Genomic DNA, 15,910 nt, shown 5'->3' with positions numbered 1-15,910 from the left:
ATTACCTCCCGGACCGGTTCGGAACACAACCGGCGCTTTCTTGTCGGCTCGCGACTCCTCGGGCGCCCAGCCCGGCCTCGACCGGACCGTGGGAGCCACTGCCGGGGTTGTTGTCCTTCCCGTGAGGGGAGGGACGACGGCCCCGGCTCTTGTTTCTTGCTCACGCTTCGCAAGCGCCTCTGGTCACGAACATTCGTGACTGTTCCTGTGATCCGCCCATTGCCATAGTTCTGGGCATCGCAGAGACGTCGCGTGGGCTGCTCCAGCGACGACGCGAGCCGAAGACACTGCCGGAATCGCTCCGGGGAACATGCAATGACCGCGGGAAGGAGGAGGAGATGTCCGATCCGTTCACCGACGTGACGACGGGCCAGGAGCCGCAAGTGCGGACCCACCACGGAGATCGCGTGGTCGATGAGTTCGCCTGGCTCGCCGACACCCGCAGTCCGGTGACCCTCCGACACCTGCGGGCCGAGAACGACCGCACAGACCGCGCGACGGAACATCTGGCCACCCTGCACGAGTCGATCTTCGCGGAGATCGGGCAGCGTGCGCGGCGGGCGGATCCGACCACGCCGGTGCGTACGGGCTCCTACTGGTACTTCGACCGGGTCCGGCCGGAGGACCGATACCCGGTCCACCGCCGGCTCCCGGTTCAGAACCAGGACACTCCCCCTGATCCGGCAAGCGGGAACCCACTCCCGGGCGAACAGATGGTCCTCGACTTCAACGCGCTAGCCGACGGCCACGACTACATGGGGATCGGTGTCTTCGACCTGACGCCCGACGGCAGGCTGCTGGCCTACTCCGTCGACAACCTCGGAGATGAGGTCTTCACCCTCCGGGTGAAGGACCTCGCCTCGGGAGAGGACCTGCCGGTCGAGATCCCGGGAACATCGTACGGAAGCGCGTGGTCCAGCGACGGCGGTGTCCTCTTCTACGTGAAGGTCGACGGCACTGGCCGCCGCCACCAGGTCTGGCGTCATCGTGTGTCCGTCGGCGAACCGGACGCCTTGGTGTACCAGGAGGACGACCCGCGATTCTGGGTCACGGTGGGCACCACCCGTTCCGGCAGGTACGTGCTGATCGAGTCGCACGCCGCCCACGCGAGTGAGATCCGGTACCTCCCCGCCGACCATCCGCTTCTGGCGCCGACCGTCTTCGGCACGGGCCGGGCCGGAGCCTGCCGGATGCAGGTGGAGCACCAGGACGGCCGGTTCCTTGTCCTGCACAACGCCGGGATGGACGATTTCGTCCTCGACTGGGCACCCGAGACCGACACCTCCAACCTGCAGCGGCTGGCGCAACCGAGTGAGGGCACCAGTTTCGTGAGCATCGACGCGTTCGCCGAGCACGCCGTCCTCGAGTTCCGCCGACAGGGGGTCCCGGGCTTCCGGGTGATCCCCCGTGCCGGAAGCCCGTACGACGTCGTCTTCCCGGAACCGGTGTTCACCGCCGAGCCGGATCTCAACCTCGACTACAGGGCGCGCACCTACCGCGTGAGATACCAGTCGCTGGCCACCCCGGACACGCTGCTCGCCTACGACATCCCGACGGGCAAGGCCACGGTGGTCAGTCGGCGCCACGTGTCGGGTGGGTTCGACCCATCCTGCTACGAGCAGCACCGCACTTGGGCGACAGCCCCGGACGGCACACAGGTGCCCATCTCTCTGGTCTGCCGCTCCGGCATGCCGAGGGATGGGTCCGCACCGCTGGTGATGGTGGGGTACGGGAGTTACGGATCATCCCTGGATCCATGGTTCTCGGCGTCCCGTCTCTCCTTGCTGGACCGCGGCATCGTATTCGCCCTCGCGCACGTTCGGGGCGGCGGTGAGCTGGGGCCCCGGTGGCACGACGAGGGGAGAGGAGTGCGGAAGCCCAACACCTTCCACGACTTCCTCGCGTCCGCCAGACATCTGATCGATACGGGCTGGACCAGCGCGGGCCGCATCATCGCTCGGGGGAGGTCCGCGGGCGGGCTGCTTGTGGGAGCTGTCGTCAACACCGCGCCGGAGCTCTTCGCAGGCGTCGTGGCCGAGGCTCCGTTCGTTGATCCGTTGACCACGATGCTCGATCCGTCCCAGCAGCTGACTGCCGCCGAGTGGGAGGAATGGGGAGACCCGCTGACGGACCCCGAGGCCTACCACTGCATCAAGTCCTATGCGCCGTACGAGAACGTGTCCGACCTCACGTACCCACCCATCCTCTCCGTCGCCGCCCTGAACGACCCCCGGGTCGCCTGGCGGGAACCGGCCAAATGGATCGCCCGGCTCCGCGCCGTCGGCAGCGGCGGCCCCTTCCTCCTGCGCACCGACTTCGTCGGAGGACACGGGGGGCAGTCCGACCGGCACAGCGCCCGGAGTGCCGAAGCCTTCGTCCTGGCGTGGATCATTCACACCGCTACGGCGGCCGCCAAAGAACCCGTCCCCACTTCGTCTTCGTCATGAGCAAGGATCCATCGATGAGCCGGCCGACCCAAGCCGAGACGTCCACACGCTGGGCCGAGGAGCTGAACGGTCTTCTTGCGGAGCACGACGCCTCCTGGTGGGAGACCCACACGGGTGACCACTGGTTCCAGGTCAGGCCCGTGGGTCACCGGATGCGCAACCAGGGTTGGAAGATCCATCTCTCGGCCACTGTGGGGGACTGCGACTCCATCGTGCGCGCGGCCTTGCCCGTCCTGCTGGAAGAGCAGTGCGCGTTCAAGTTCGTCAGGGACGCGGAGGTCTACCGGCGTGCTGTCAGCCGTCAGGCGGACCGGTCGGCCGCGGGAAAGCTCTTCACCGTGTACCCCGACAGTGACGGGCAGTTCCGCAGACTGGTGCGACGCCTGCATGCGGCCACCGACCAGTTCGCCGCACCACACATCCTGACGGACCGCCAGTATCAGCCGGGCAGCTGTGTCCAGTACAGGTACGGGACCTTCGCGGGCACCCGCGTGCTGGACGACGCCGGACTTCACGTCGACACCTTCATGGCGCCGGACGGGAGCCTGGTACCGGACGAGCGCAACGCCTGGTTCGACCCTCCGCCGTGGGCTGTGGATCCGTTCGACACCCGTTCGGCCGGGATCTACGGGGCGCAGGAGACCGCCGGGGACGACCAGGAAGGCGGGGACGACGAGGCAGCCGTCGTGCTCGCCGATCGTTACCGGGTGACCGACGCCCTCAGACACACCAGCAAGGGCGGCGTCTATCGGGCCGTGGACCAGAAGACGGGGGACCGGGTCATCATCAAGCAGGCCCGGCCGCACATCGACACCCAGGCAGATGGAGGAGACGCCCGCGACCTGTTGCGCAACGAGGCGCGGATGCTGGAGCGGCTGGCTTCGACCGGCTACGTCCCCCGTCTCCTGGACGAGTTCGGCGTGGACGACGACCTGTTCCTCGTCCAGGAGGAGCTGGTCGGTGACAGCCTCCAGGACGCGGTCGACCGCGAAGCACACCCCGCGTTGCGCAGCGCGGACGCGAGCACGGCTCTGTCCGCACGTCTGGTCGACATGCTTGCCGCTGTACACCGCTCCGGCGTGGTACTGCGCGACCTGGCGCCGGGGAACGTGATGCTGACCTCCGACGGCGGACTCCGGCTGATAGACCTGGAGACCGCGGCGGAAACAGGAGCAGCCGGTCTGCGGTTGGGAACACCCTTCTTCGCTGCTCCTGAGCAGCGGGTTGCCGCATCCGACCAGGCCCCGCGAGCCGATCCCGGGGTGGACCGCTACTCACTCGGGGCACTGATCTTCTTCCTCGTCGTCCGGGAGGGCCCGTGGCCCACCGAGGACGTTCCGGCCGACCGCACGATCGCCGAGCAGGTGGCGCAGCGACTCGCACAGGCTGCACATCAGTTGCCCGAAGCCCGGGTTCTCGCGCCGGTGATCACCGGCTTGATGGAACGGGAGCCGGACAAGCGCCTGTCGCTGGACGGCGCCGCTCAGGCCTTGACCGACGCGGCGACGACCGGTGCCAAGCGGGCCCCGGAGCCGGCTCCGGAGCTCGTACGCGGCCCCGCCGCGACCGAGGAGCGCGTGATCGCCGACACCTTGGCCCACTTGGTCGACTCACTCGACCACGATGCGACATGGCTGTGGCCGGTGCCGTCCTTCGGTACGGACGCCTTGCCGGGCTCGCTCCAGTGCGGAGCGGCCGGCGGCGCGGGAGTCCTGGTCCAGGCTTGGCGGCTACGCGAGCAGCTCGCTCTGGACGAGACCCGCTGGCGGCGTGCCCTCGTGCGGGCGACGCGCTGGTTCGACGGTCGGCTCCAGGACACCTCCCGGGTTCTCCCCGGGTTGTACTCCGGCCATGCGGGGATCAGCTGGGCCGCGTACGAACTGGCCGACACCGTCGAAGACGAGTTCACGGCGGCCAAGGCCACGGCCCTTGCTCTACGGCTTCCCGTCAGGTGGCCCAACCCGGACCTGATGCACGGCCTGGCCGGTGCTGGTACGGCACTGCTGCGCCTGTGGCGACTGACCGGCGACCCCTCCCTGAGGGAGCGTTGGCGGAAGTGCGCCGAAGGGCTTGCCGAAGCCGCGTCGTACGGCGAAACCGGCATCGGCTGGCGCGTGCGCGAGATGTTCCCCACTCCCGTCGACCGGGGCGTCTTCCACGGATTCGCCCACGGTACGGCCGGCATCGGGTCGTTCCTGCTGTCGGCAGCCGCGGCAGGAGCGGGATCCGCCTGTCGGGAACTGGCGCAGGCCTGTGGCGAAACGCTGGTGGCCGCAGCCGTCGTCGACGCGGACACACAAGCCGCATTCTGGAGCGAGACCCCGCAGCGACCACTTGCCGTCCGACAGCATTGGTGCCATGGATCGGCCGGCGTGGGAACCTTCCTGACCCAGCTTTGGCAGGCCACCGGCACCCCGCGCTACCGAGAGCTGGCGGAAGGGGCAGCCCGGGCCGTTGTGCAGTCCATTCCGTTCACGCCGACCGGTCACTGCCACGGACTCGCAGGATACGGCCACTTCCTCCTCGACCTCGCTGAAGCGACCGGTGACCCGGCCTACACCGAACATGCCCAGGAGTGCGCCGACTCCATCGTCGTCCGCCATGTACGCAGGGACGGTCTCTGGCTCCTGCCCTCGGACAACGGCCTGGAGACCGGCTTCGACTACGGCACCGGAATGCCGGGACCGCTCTCCTTCCTCCTGCGTCTGCGTCACGGAGGCCCGCACCCCTGGACCCCGTCCCGCTGAAGGCACCCAGGGACCCACGATCTTCGGCCGCCCGGCCGATGCACCAACCCCCTGACATGACCGAAGGAGGTGAACCACACATGAACGGCACGAAGACCCTCGCCGCGCTCCAGCGTGTGCGCAAGGACAACGGCGCCCCCAAGCGGATCTGCCGCTTCGGCTCCGTCCAGAGCTTCTGGACCTGGTAGTCCGACCCCTCACGAGCCGCTGTCGACGCAGCGGCCGGAAACCATCCGAAAGGACACCTCATGAACGGCACGAAGACCCTCGCCGCGCTCCAGCGTGTGCGCAAGGACAACGGCGCCCCCAAGCGCCTGTGCACGGGCCGCAACACCACGCCGGGCACTTTCTTCACCGCCCCGTAACACACCACCCGTCTGACGGGTGAATCGATCCTGCGGGTTGTGGGACCCCTTCCGGGCCCACAACCCGCAGGCATGCCACCGGAAGGGCACCGTGTTCCGCTCGATACAGCCAGTCCTCAGCGTGATGCGGGCGTCGTGGCGCCCCCACACGCTCTATTTCGCCGCGAGCGGCGTAGGCGCGGCCGCCTCTCTCGCACTGCCGGTGCTCCTGGACCGGGCCATCGAATCAGCGTTCGACGACCACCGGGCCGCCGCTACCACCGGATGGACTGTCGCAGCCCTGGCTGCGGCCCTGCTGGCCACTGTTGTGGCGAGCCGCGCGAAGAACGCCTCCGTGGCCGCAGCCGGTGCCCAGCTCCGCCGCTCCCTGATCCAGCAGGTCCTCGACGCGGGCCTGCCCGCCACTCAGCGGTTCAGGACGGGCGACCTCCTCGCTCGGATCACCGGCAACGTCACCGTCGCCTCCGACATGGGCTTCGCCCTCATCAACTGCGTCATGGCCGCGCTCAGCGCGCTCGGAGCCATGCTCGCCCTGCTGTACCTCGACTGGACCCTGGCGCTCGCGTACGCCGCCGGGGCCACAGCGACCGCCGTCATCCTATGGCGAAGCACGAAAAGTGCCACCACCGTTTACGAGCGGTACCAGAGCGTCCAGGCGACGATCGTGAGCGCGCTGGACGATGCCCTCACCGGGTTGGGCACCATACATGCGGCCGGCACACAGGAGCGTGAACTCGCGCGCATCACCGAACCACTGAAGGACCTGTCCACTGTCGGACGTCGGGACTGGGCCGTCGCCGGCAAGATCGGCACCCGCATTAACCTGCTCACGGGCCTGACCGAGCTCTCCGTGCTCGGCCTGTGCGGTGCACAGGTGACCGAGGGGCGGCTCCCCGTCGGGACGCTCGTCGCTGCCGTCGGCTATCTGGCATATGGACTGCAGTCGCTCAGCCAGTTGTCCGGCATCACTCACTTCGCCCACATGATCGCCGCATGGCGGCGTGTGCACGAGGTGGCCGAGCTGCCCGCCAAGCGCGCGGTGGCCGAGGCCACGGTCCGGCCGTACGCCCCGGCCGTAGGGGGAGCAGAGATCGCGCTGTCCCGGGTGAGCCTCCGGTACGGCGACAGCGGCGTGCTTCAGGAATGCGACCTGAGGGTGCCGGCTGGTTCGGAACTCGCGATCGTCGGTGCCTCCGGTTCCGGAAAGTCCACGCTCGCCCTGCTCGCCGGCGGACTGCTCACTCCCGAAACCGGGACCGTCGCTCTGGCGGGTACCCCCGTAGCCCCCGGACGTGTCGCCTTCGCCTTCGAACAGCCTGTCATGGTCGGTCGCACCCTGGGGGAGGCACTTGCCTACGGCCGGGCGGACGCAGATGCGAAGGAGGTCGCCCAAGCCTGCCGAATCGCCAAGATCTCCGACTTCGTCGATCGGTTGCCGGAGGGTCTGCAGACCCCGGTGCGCAGCCTCGCCTGCTCCGGTGGCGAACTGCAGCGGCTCGGCATCGCCCGGGCGCTGCTCCAGGGACGGGACGCCATCGTCCTGGATGACGCCACCTCCAGTCTGGACACCGCCACGGAAGCGGAAGTGACCCAGGCGATCCAGGAGCGCCTGGCGGGCATCACGAGGATCGTCGTGGCCCGCCGCCCGGCCACCGCCGCCCGCGCCGACCTCGTGGCCTGGCTGGACCAGGGACGGATCCGGGAGTTGGGGTCCCATCAGGAACTGTGGCAGCACCAGGCATACCGCCTGGCATTCGCCACCCACATGCCGGCGAGGGAGCCTTCCCCATGAAAGATCTGCTGCCCCTGCACATGCCGGGCGCCCGGCGGCCACTGACCAGGCTGCTTCTGTGGTCGGTCGCGGACAGTACACCCACCCTCCTCTCCGGGCTGTGCGTGGCCACCGCCATCGACCAGGGATTCCTTCGTCACCGAGCAGGTGTGGGCCTTGCGTGGCTGTCGCTGGTGGCTCTCGCCTACGCCGTCAGCGCCGCAGCCCAACCACATATCGCACGGCATGTGGCCGAGCTCGTCGAGCCCTTGCGCGACCGGCTGGTCCAGCGAACCGTGGCTAGTGCGCTGCAGAGCACCGGCAGCACCGACCTGAGTACCGGAAACCGTGCCGCCGCCCGCATCATGACCCAGGCGGAGACCGTACGCGTGCTGACGGGCGACACGCTGCTGACCATGCGTCAGCAGGCTTTCTCCGTGGCCGGCGTGCTGTTCGGCCTGGCGGTACTCTCCCCGGTATTCATGGCTTCGGTCGCGGTCTGCACAGTCGTCGCCATCGGGCTCCTGATCGGCCAGGTCAGGGCGCTGACACGGATCCACCAGGAAGCTGCTGTCGCCGGTGAGGAGCTTTCGACCGAGACCCGGGCCGTCCTCACGGCGCTGCGGGACGTCCTTGCCTGCGGCGCGACCGCCCGCGCTGCTACGCAGGTGGGTCAGGCGATCGACCATCAGGCTGCCGCAGTACGCGCCATCGGCCGCACGGGTACCGTTCGGGCGGTGGTGGTCGCGGTCGGCGGGTACCTGCCGCTGGCGTTGCTGTTGTTGACCGCACCCTGGCTCAGGACGGCGGCGGGACTGACGACAGGCGGCCTCGTCGGCGCGGCCACCTACCTGTTCAGTTCCCTGGTGCCGTTGCTGCGCTCCCTCACGCAGACCGTCAGCTCCACCCTGGTGCCGCTCTTCGTGAATCTGCACCGCATCCAGGAGACGCCGCCTCCCCTCGACACCATCCCGACCGGGCGCGAGACGGTCCCCCCCAGACCTGTCCTGAAGACCGAGGGACTCGGTTTCGCCTACGGCCCCACCCGAGCGGTGGTCAGCGGACTCTCCCTCGCCATACCCTTCGGCCGGCACATCGCCCTGGTCGGCCCCAGCGGGACCGGAAAGTCGACCCTGGGCGGGCTCCTGGCAGGTTTGCTCCGCCCGGACAGCGGAACGGTCCGGCTCGACGGCCGCCCACTGGAGGATTTCGAGTGGCACTCGCTGCGGACGTCCGTGAACCTCGTGCCGCAGCAGGGCTACCTGTTCACCGGCTCCGTGCGGGCCAATCTGGCCTACCACCGCGAGGGCGTCACCGACGCGGAGCTGGAGGGCGCCGTACGTGCAGTCGGCGCCGAATCCCTGGTCGACCGGCTCGGGGGCCTCGACGCCCACCTCGCCCCGGCGCACCTGTCAGCGGGTGAGCGGCAGATTCTCGTCCTCACCCGTGCCTTCCTGGCGAACGCCGTCGTGACCATCCTCGACGAGGCCACATGTCACCTCGACCCAGCAGCCGAGGCCCGCGCGGAAGAGGCGTTCTCCCGACGGGAGGGCACCTTGGTCGTTATCGCACACCGGATCAGTTCCGCCCTGCGGGCAGAGGTGGTCATGGTGATGGACCACACCCGGATACAGATGGGGACGCACGAGGAGCTCCTGCGATCGTCAGCCCGCTACGCGGCGCTCGTGGGCCACTGGAGCGAGACCGCAGAGCTCGTCGGGTGACCACCGTCATCGAGCCACCGCCCGACAGGTTCGCCGTGCCCTTCGAGGAGAACGCACCGGTGGCCGGCCCTACGACGGCGGTGGCACGACAGCTCGCCGGCCGGGGCGGCGCGGGGGCGCGGACACCGGCCTCGGCCGGCAGCGGGAGGTCGCCGGGGCGTTCCCCGGCGGCCTCGCGCGCGGGCGGCCTCGCGGGCCTGGTCGCGGTGCCGCATCTGGACGTCGTGCTGCGCGCCGCCGCCGGCGCCGCCTTCTCGGGGGGCCTCTAGCACGGCGACCCGCTGCCGCACCCGAAGATCCTCACGAGGGACCGCAGGGCGCTGCTGGCGTGGTGGCAGGACATGAAGCGCACGTCGATCGTGCGGGACTGGCATTCGCTCGCGCAGGGCGACCCGCAGCCGGCTGAGGGCGCGCTGGTCTCGGAGGAGCTGCTGCGCCTCATCCGCGACCCTGGCGGCAGCGTGGAGCCGCGGAAGATCGCCGTGGCGATCGACCCGTCCGGCGGCGGCCGGGACGTCGCCGGCGTCATCGGCGGCTTCCTCGCCGACGACGGCCGCGTGTGGGTCACCGACGACGTCTACGCCGCCATGTCGTCCGCCGCCTGGTCGACGGAGGCCTGCCGGCTCGCGCACCGCACCAACGCGGCGATCATCTACGTCGAGTGGAACTTCTCCTCAGCAGCGAGCGCAGCTGGGCGCGGGTGAGCTTGGCTGCCTGCTCGGGGGTGGAGGCCGCGGCCAGCATGGCGCGGGCGACGCTGCTGCTGATCCCTTCGCGGTTGTGCTGGAAGGCGGCGAGGAAGCCGGGGAAGTATTCGCGCAGGTGGGAGCGGAGTTTGTTGCCCGCCTGGGTGCGGTCCCAGACCGACCCGGGCGTCCGGCAGAAGCCTCGCGGTCACAGCTCGACGGGTCAAGAATCAGCGTCTGGCCTCGGTCGGATACGTCTGGGCGTTCGCCAGCCTGACCGCCTCCCCGGGCGCCCGAGCCCACTACGACAGGCGACGAGCCGACGGAGACCGTCACACCGCCGCCCAGCGCAACCTCTTCAACCGCATGCTCGGCTGTCTCCGCCACTGCCTCACCAAGCGCACCCCTTACGACGAACTCACCGCGTTCCCCACCCCACCAGCGCCGCTTGACAGATCAACTGCATCGGATGTCTCTTTCCGAGGTCCTGACGTCGCTGCCCGGCGTCGGCGTCAGGACCGCCGCAGTCCTCCTGGTCACCGTCGGCGACGGCAGCTCGTTCCCCAGCGCCGCCCACCTCGCCTCCTCCGCCGGCCTGGCCCCCACCACCAAACAGTCCGGCACCTCCATCCACGGCGAACACGCACCCCGAGGCGGGAACCGGCAGCTGAAACGGGCGATGTTCCTGTTCGCGTTCGCCGCCCTCCACGACCCCGCCTCACGCGCCTACTACAACCAATGCCGGGACCGCGGCAAAACCTACACCCAAGCCCTCCTCCGCCTCGCCCGCCACCGCATCAGCGTCCTGTTCGCCATGCTCCGCGACGGCACCTACTACGAACCCAGAACCCCCCCGCGCCGCTTGACGAAATACATAGAGGCACCCCCCGCAAAGCGCCACGTGGTCGCGGGCCGAGGTGCGCACCCGGCCCGTCCCGGCGGGCACCGACCAGCTCACCTGGGGCGTGTCGGTCTACGGCGTCGGCAGCGTCACCACCGACGACTACACCACCGAGCTCGTCGCCGCCCCACCACCGGATCCGGTGTGCACGGGAATGGCCGCCCGGTGCCAGGACGGCCAGTGGGACGTCCTGCCCGCGCAGACCCCCGTGCGCTCCATGCACTCCGTCGTCCTCAACAACGGCAAGGTGCTGCTCATCGCCGGCTACGGCAACAACACCGACAACTTCGCGGCCGGCTCGTTCACCTCCGCCGTGTACGACCCGCAGAACAGCACCTACAAGGTGATCCCCACCCCGGACGCCATCTTCTGCTTCGGGCACGTGCAGCTGTCCGGCGGCCGGGTCCTGCGTGGCGGGAGCGCCTTGATCGAGTAGGCAGACGTCCAATGAACAGGTGTCGCCTGCAGGAAGGGGCTACGTCTGCTGCTCTTCGATCCCGCTGGGAGAGTGGACGTGCCAGAGCCTTCGCACTGGCGCTCGGCCCGTGCGAAGGCTCCGAGGGCAAAACAGTCCCCGGTAGATCTGCGCGTGTCCTGAAGCTTCAGTCGTCACTGTCGCCTCGGTATCGCGCCGGCTTGCCGGGGGCCTGAACCACATCCTGTCCGAGTCACTCCGCCGACTAGACGTCCTCATCGACTTTGCAACTCTTTCGGTGTTATGGCCTATAAACCACGATGCACAACATATGTAGCGAGTCAATAGGTTTTCGGTAAATTCTGCAGGAAGCTCCACGCGATCACCTTCGACTGCGACACCCGGCTCGCCCTGCGGCGCCGCTGCAAGCTCCGGCCCTCACAGCGGGCCCTGGTCGTCCTGGTGTACCTGCGCAAGCACGAAACCCTTGCGCAGATCGCTGCCGGGTTCCGGATCAGCGTCGGCACCGCCCACGCCTACGTCCGATCCGTCACCAGTCTCCTTGCCCGCCGTGCTCCCTGCCTGGCCCATGCCCCGCGCGCAGCCGGTGCGGAGTATGCGCTGGTGGACGGCACCCTCGCCGAGTGCGACCGGGCCGGTGACAGCCGCGCTGACTACTCCGGCAAGCACCGCTGCCACGGCGTGAATCTCAGGGTCATCACCGACCCGTAAGGGGAGATCGTGTGGATCTCTCGCGCTCTGCCCGGACGCACCCACGATCTGACCGCGGCCCGCACCCATCGCATCGTGACCACCCGCGTCCGCCTCGGCATCCCCGCCTCGGCAGATCTTGCCTACCTGGGCGCGGGCGGCACCTTCGCCGTACCGACCAGACGCCCGCCCCGCAAGGAGCTCACCACCCGCCAGATCGCTGAACCGGCCGCAGACTCGGCTGCGGGTGAATCGGACACCCGCCGGTCACTCACCGTGGATGTCCGGCCGGACCTCCACGATGATGTCCGCGTCCGCCTGGTCGCCCTCCTCGTCACGCCAGAGGAGGACGCGCACGTGCCTCGCCCTGGAAAGGCCGCTCACCTTCCACTCGGTCATCAGGTCGGCGACGACGAGGGCGACGGCGTATCGGGGGCCCTCGCTCGAATCATCTGCGGTGATCGTGCCCCGCCACCGCTCGGAAGCCCTGCCATAAGGGCGCCATCCCTCCGAGCCGTGCGGCTCGAAGACCCGGTACACCCAATCCGTCTCGGTGCCCATAGCACCGATCCTGTCACTGTAAGGATTCCCCTGTGCCGTATCGGATCGACGCCCGCCGAGCGCGGGTCGACCGCCTACAGCGACTGCCCCGACGTCCTGGAGCTGGACGCCGGCGAATCCCTCGTCATCGGGGAGCGGCTCGGCGCCGGACGTGACCCCCGGGCGACTGGCAGTGAGAGCCGCCTGCCACGCGACCTCGCCACCCTCTCCCCACATTCCGGGCAGCGAACCCCCGCGTACACGTCGTCTCGCGCGTGATCCAGCGGCCGCCAGTGCTCCTGCTTCGACCTGGGCGAACCGCAGCGAACGCAGCCAACGGCCACCCTGGCGACCTTGGGGGTGCTTCGCCCCAACAGGCCCGGTGCTGTACACCGCGGCGCCTCGGCTCCATCCCACTGCATGGATGCTGTATGGCGCGAGGGACGCCAGGAGGTCGAACTGCGGGTTCTCGTGGACGGCCACTTCGATCCCCATCCCGGGGTCGTCGTCGAAGCCGCGGGCTTCGCGGCCTGCGCCGATGTGCGGGGCCTTCGGCGGTCGTCAATCTCACTCGACCACGATCAATAAACAACGCTACGCATTCCATCACTCCAATGGGGGGGATCGAATGGCGGTTCCCTTCCGCCCTGCCCAGTCTGGGCTCGTGCGTTCGATTCGTCCGAATGCGCGAGCTACTCAAGGGGGGTCGGACCATGACCCGCACCAAGCTCCTCGCCCTGGCCGCCGCCCCCGCGCTGGCTCTTAGCCTGGCGTCCCCTGCGCTGGCTGTGGAAGTGACCGCCTCGTCCCCCGACACCGTGAACAGTCCGGTGGGGTCGATCGAGGCCAACCAAAGCAAGACCGTCACTGTCACCTGCCCTGCGGGCACCAATGCCATCAGCGGTGGCTGGAAGGTGTCCTCCGCCAGCATCGACGTGATGGACAACCGTGCGATGAGCGCCACGCAGTGGCAGATCACCTTCCAGAACGAGTCGAAGAACTCAGGCACTGTGCAGGCGTTCGCCCGTTGCATGGCCTGATCGCGAGCACCAGCCAGGGCAGTTCGGCCCGTTCACCGCACCGTCAGCCGCGGTGAACGGGAAGGCCGAGCAGCCCCCAGCGCCGTAACCGGCTGACCGCGAAGGACGACGAGGACGCTGCGGACGGATACGGACGGCTGGACTGATCTGGACGGCACAAGACCCAGGTCGGGAATCCATCCCCCGACCTGGGCCTTTCCTCAACTGTCAGGAGGCCGCAGGGAGCGTTTACGACAGCCGGAAGTAGTCGATGTTGAATCCGCCGGTCCCGCAGAAGAGCCTGACCGTCTGGTCTCCCGCCACGAGACTGACCGGCACGTGCACGGACTGGTACGAGCCCCAGCCGCCCGTGTCCGGCACCGACACCGTGGCCAGCGTCGCGCCCCTGCTGTCACGGAAGGACAGTGCGCCCGGGACGGGCGCACCGGTGCCGGTGGCGACGCGCAGTTCCAGGTCGTAGGTGCCGGCGGTCGGGACGTCGACGGCGTAGTCGAGCCAGTTGTCGGTGGCGGTCCAGCCGACGTTCGCACCGCCGCTGGCGGCGGGGTTGGACTCGATGAAGTTGGCGCCGCCGGCCGTCCAGCCGTGCTGGGCGGCGTAGGACTCCGCTTCGATCCGCACTCCGACCGGTGCGCTGTGCGGGCGTATCGTCACGTGCAGGGTGACCTTGGCGTGGGCCGTGCCGTCGGTGGCGACCACCGTCACGTCGTTCTCGCTGGCCACGGTGGGCTTGAGGGTCACCGTTCCCGTGGTGGGGTTGACGGTGACGCCGTCGGGGAGGTCGGTCGCGTAGAAGGCGAGCCGGTCGCCGTCGCGGTCGGTGGCCTTGAGCGGGACCTGCACCGTGCTGTACTGGTCGGCCACCACGTCGGGTACGGGGGCCAGTACGGGCGCCCTGTTGTGCGGGGGACGGGGTATGCGCTGCTGCCAGCGGTAGGTGGCGTAGGAGTTGGCCGGGACCTTCACCACGAAGGACTTGTCGGCGAGGACGACCCGCACCGTGGTGTCGGTGCTGTTGGCGTTGCCGAGGACCGCGACGAACCTGTCGGTGCCGTGGCGGTAGACGACGTTGCTCACGCCGCTCGCCGTGGTGCTCGACTCCAGGCGTACGTCGCCGGGCGTGAGGTACCTGGCGAACTGCCCCATGGTGTAGAGCTCGTCGCGGACGGTGAAGTCCTTGGTCATGGTGTTCACCTTGACCAGGCGGTCGGGCCACTTGGTGGTCGCGGCGACCTCGTCCCAGTCGATGTTGTTGTCGCGTGCGGGCGTCCAGTGGAGCGTGCCGCCGTCCTGGTCGGTGGCCTGCGCCCACAGGATGTACGAGCTCGCGTCGAGGCGGAAGTCGTTCAGGATGGTGGCCGCGGACAGGTCGCTGGTCTCGGTCATGTGGACCGGCTTGCCCGTCTGCTCGAACGCGTCCCGCATGACCTTCGGGTCGCCCCAGTAGGGGTGGAAGGCGACGGCGTCGGTCGCGTTCAGGACCTGCCGGCCGGTCACCGAGCCGTCCGGGGCGTCGTTGAAGATGCGGTAGTAGTTCTTGGTCGCGGTGCTGTTCGGGTCGCGCCAGTCCCAGAAGTTGAAGTCGTGGACGTACAAGCTGGTGTTCAGGTCGGCCTTGCGGAGGGCCTTCTTGATCGCGAGGGCGAGCTTCTGCTGCTGGGCGACGCTGATGTCCATGGCCGGGTAGACCACGTCCATCCCGGGCTCGTTCAGCAGGGTCAGAGCGTCGACGCGGATGCCGTGCCGGGCGTACGCCTGAACGAACTTGACGTAGTAGCGGGCGAAGACGTCGATGCACTCGTCCCGGAGCTTGCCGACCTGGTAATAGTCCGTGGTGCTTCCCGGCTTGAGCGCCACCTCGCCCGTGAACCGGTTGTTGGTCTTCATCCACGCCGGGGCGCTCCACGCGGAAGCGAAGAACGTGGCCTTGGGGTTGTAGCGCTGGATCAGCTTGATGGTGTCGACGATGTGCAGGTCGATGTCGCGCTGGATGGAGAAGTGCTTCAGCTGGAAGTCGTCGGTGACGCCTGCGGGGAGATCGTCCTCCGACCAGAAGGGCAGGTGCTCGATGAGGTCGGGGCTGCCGATCGTGAGGCGGAACCGGTTCAGGCCCGCCCCGGTCTTCGGGTCGACGAGCAGCCGGACGGCTTCCTCGCGCTTGGCGGGGGTGAGCTTCCACAGGTTGGAGACGCTGGTCTCGTCGAGGGAGAACCCGATGCCCGAGTACTTCTGGCGGGCGCTGCTGGGATCGACGACGACGGTCGCGTCCGTGGGGGTGCTCGTGCCGCTGGTGTCCGCGCTCGGTAACGACTGCCACGCGTGGGCGGCCCCTGTGGAGTAGGTGCCCGTTACGGAGTCGGAGCCGTGGTGCGGTACGGCGGCCGGGGCCGCTGACTCGGTGCCGGCGAGAACGACCAAGGTGAGAGCCGCGGCTGCCCCGAAGAGGGAACGTCTCACGGTGCCTTCCTTCCTGAGGGGGTACCGGGTCGTGCGGGGTCCCGATCCCGCGCGGCCCGGCTGCTGACAGGGGTTCGCTCCGGATGCGCGAGCAGATCGAAACAGC

General features: G+C 68.9%; 9 protein-coding genes and 5 pseudogenes. 11 read left to right on the top strand and 3 right to left on the bottom strand.

Annotated features, from left to right (window positions below; genetic code table 11):
- The first annotated feature begins 149 nt into the window (after positions 1 to 149).
- The 6 genes from ACFYYN_RS20175 to ACFYYN_RS20150 all read left to right on the top strand — a co-directional run bounded on the left by ACFYYN_RS20175 (position 150) and on the right by ACFYYN_RS20150 (position 9,758).
- Complete coding sequence (locus tag ACFYYN_RS20175) at positions 150 to 2,447, top strand: S9 family peptidase (protein WP_500546915.1); 2,298 nt, start codon at positions 150 to 152, stop codon at positions 2,445 to 2,447.
- On the top strand, positions 2,444 to 5,194 hold the full coding sequence (lanL, locus tag ACFYYN_RS20170; RefSeq protein ID WP_500546951.1) for a class IV lanthionine synthetase LanL: 2,751 nt from the start codon (positions 2,444 to 2,446) through the stop codon (positions 5,192 to 5,194). The genes ACFYYN_RS20175 and lanL overlap by 4 nt, the downstream gene beginning before the upstream one ends.
- 456 nt (positions 5,195 to 5,650) lie before the next feature.
- Complete coding sequence (locus ACFYYN_RS20165) at positions 5,651 to 7,351, top strand: ABC transporter transmembrane domain-containing protein (RefSeq protein ID WP_500546914.1); 1,701 nt, start codon at positions 5,651 to 5,653, stop codon at positions 7,349 to 7,351.
- Positions 7,348 to 9,054, top strand: coding sequence for an ATP-binding cassette domain-containing protein (locus ACFYYN_RS20160; protein WP_500546913.1), 1,707 nt, complete (start codon positions 7,348 to 7,350; stop codon positions 9,052 to 9,054). Before ACFYYN_RS20165 ends, ACFYYN_RS20160 begins: the two co-directional genes overlap by 4 nt.
- Complete coding sequence (locus tag ACFYYN_RS20155) at positions 9,051 to 9,323, top strand: hypothetical protein (protein ID WP_500546912.1); 273 nt, start codon at positions 9,051 to 9,053, stop codon at positions 9,321 to 9,323. Before ACFYYN_RS20160 ends, ACFYYN_RS20155 begins: the two co-directional genes overlap by 4 nt.
- Before the next feature lie 72 nt (positions 9,324 to 9,395).
- Positions 9,396 to 9,758 (top strand): hypothetical protein, encoded by a 363-nt coding sequence (locus ACFYYN_RS20150; RefSeq protein WP_500546911.1) that lies wholly within the window; start codon positions 9,396 to 9,398, stop codon positions 9,756 to 9,758.
- Here the strand turns inward: ACFYYN_RS20150 and ACFYYN_RS20145 are convergent.
- Positions 9,709 to 9,921 (bottom strand): annotated as a pseudogene (locus ACFYYN_RS20145) (IS110 family transposase); the annotation flags it as partial. The gene ACFYYN_RS20150 and the pseudogene ACFYYN_RS20145 sit on opposite strands and share 50 nt — an antisense overlap.
- On the opposite strand from ACFYYN_RS20145, the pseudogene ACFYYN_RS20140 reads away from it, so the two are divergent.
- The 4 pseudogenes from ACFYYN_RS20140 to ACFYYN_RS20125 form a co-directional block, all read left to right on the top strand.
- A pseudogene (locus ACFYYN_RS20140) lies at positions 9,921 to 10,178 on the top strand (IS110 family transposase); the annotation flags it as partial. The pseudogenes ACFYYN_RS20145 and ACFYYN_RS20140 overlap by 1 nt on opposite strands.
- A 37-nt stretch (positions 10,179 to 10,215) precedes the next feature.
- A pseudogene (locus tag ACFYYN_RS20135) lies at positions 10,216 to 10,593 on the top strand (transposase); the annotation flags it as partial.
- Positions 10,594 to 10,642: 49 nt separating this feature from the next.
- A pseudogene (locus ACFYYN_RS20130) lies at positions 10,643 to 11,050 on the top strand (galactose oxidase); the annotation flags it as partial.
- Positions 11,051 to 11,473: 423 nt separating this feature from the next.
- A pseudogene (locus tag ACFYYN_RS20125) lies at positions 11,474 to 12,013 on the top strand (transposase); the annotation flags it as partial.
- A 21-nt stretch (positions 12,014 to 12,034) separates the two neighbouring features.
- On the opposite strand, the gene ACFYYN_RS20120 reads toward ACFYYN_RS20125, so the two are convergent.
- Positions 12,035 to 12,328, bottom strand: a complete 294-nt coding sequence (locus ACFYYN_RS20120) for a hypothetical protein (RefSeq protein ID WP_500546953.1) — start codon at positions 12,326 to 12,328, stop codon at positions 12,035 to 12,037.
- A 692-nt stretch (positions 12,329 to 13,020) separates the two neighbouring features.
- Here ACFYYN_RS20120 and ACFYYN_RS20115 point away from each other — a divergent pair.
- Positions 13,021 to 13,347: a hypothetical protein gene (locus ACFYYN_RS20115; RefSeq protein ID WP_500546910.1), complete on the top strand. Its 327-nt coding sequence runs from the start codon at positions 13,021 to 13,023 to the stop codon at positions 13,345 to 13,347.
- Between the two features lie 228 nt (positions 13,348 to 13,575).
- Here the strand turns inward: ACFYYN_RS20115 and ACFYYN_RS20110 are convergent, their stop codons facing one another.
- Positions 13,576 to 15,804 (bottom strand): carbohydrate-binding protein, encoded by a 2,229-nt coding sequence (locus ACFYYN_RS20110; RefSeq protein WP_500546909.1) that lies wholly within the window; start codon positions 15,802 to 15,804, stop codon positions 13,576 to 13,578.
- Positions 15,805 to 15,910: the final 106 nt, after the last annotated feature.

Source organism: Streptomyces sp. NPDC001902 (assembly GCF_042891295.1).
Classification (GTDB): Bacteria; Actinomycetota; Actinomycetes; order Streptomycetales; family Streptomycetaceae; genus Actinacidiphila.
The sequence above is the reverse complement of the archived record's forward strand: the minus strand, read 5'-3'. Positions and strand labels throughout refer to the sequence as shown.

Bases quoted from the DNA above. Each gene is read 5' to 3' on its own strand.
- ACFYYN_RS20160 (WP_500546913.1), top strand. From the start codon at position 7,348: ATGAAAGATCTGCTGCCCCTGCACATGCCGGGCGCCCGGCGGCCACTG.
- ACFYYN_RS20115 (WP_500546910.1), top strand. From the start codon at position 13,021: ATGACCCGCACCAAGCTCCTCGCCCTGGCCGCCGCCCCCGCGCTGGCT.
- lanL (WP_500546951.1), top strand. From the start codon at position 2,444: ATGAGCAAGGATCCATCGATGAGCCGGCCGACCCAAGCCGAGACGTCC.
- ACFYYN_RS20120 (WP_500546953.1), bottom strand. From the start codon at position 12,328: ATGGGCACCGAGACGGATTGGGTGTACCGGGTCTTCGAGCCGCACGGC.
- ACFYYN_RS20150 (WP_500546911.1), top strand. From the start codon at position 9,396: ATGAAGCGCACGTCGATCGTGCGGGACTGGCATTCGCTCGCGCAGGGC.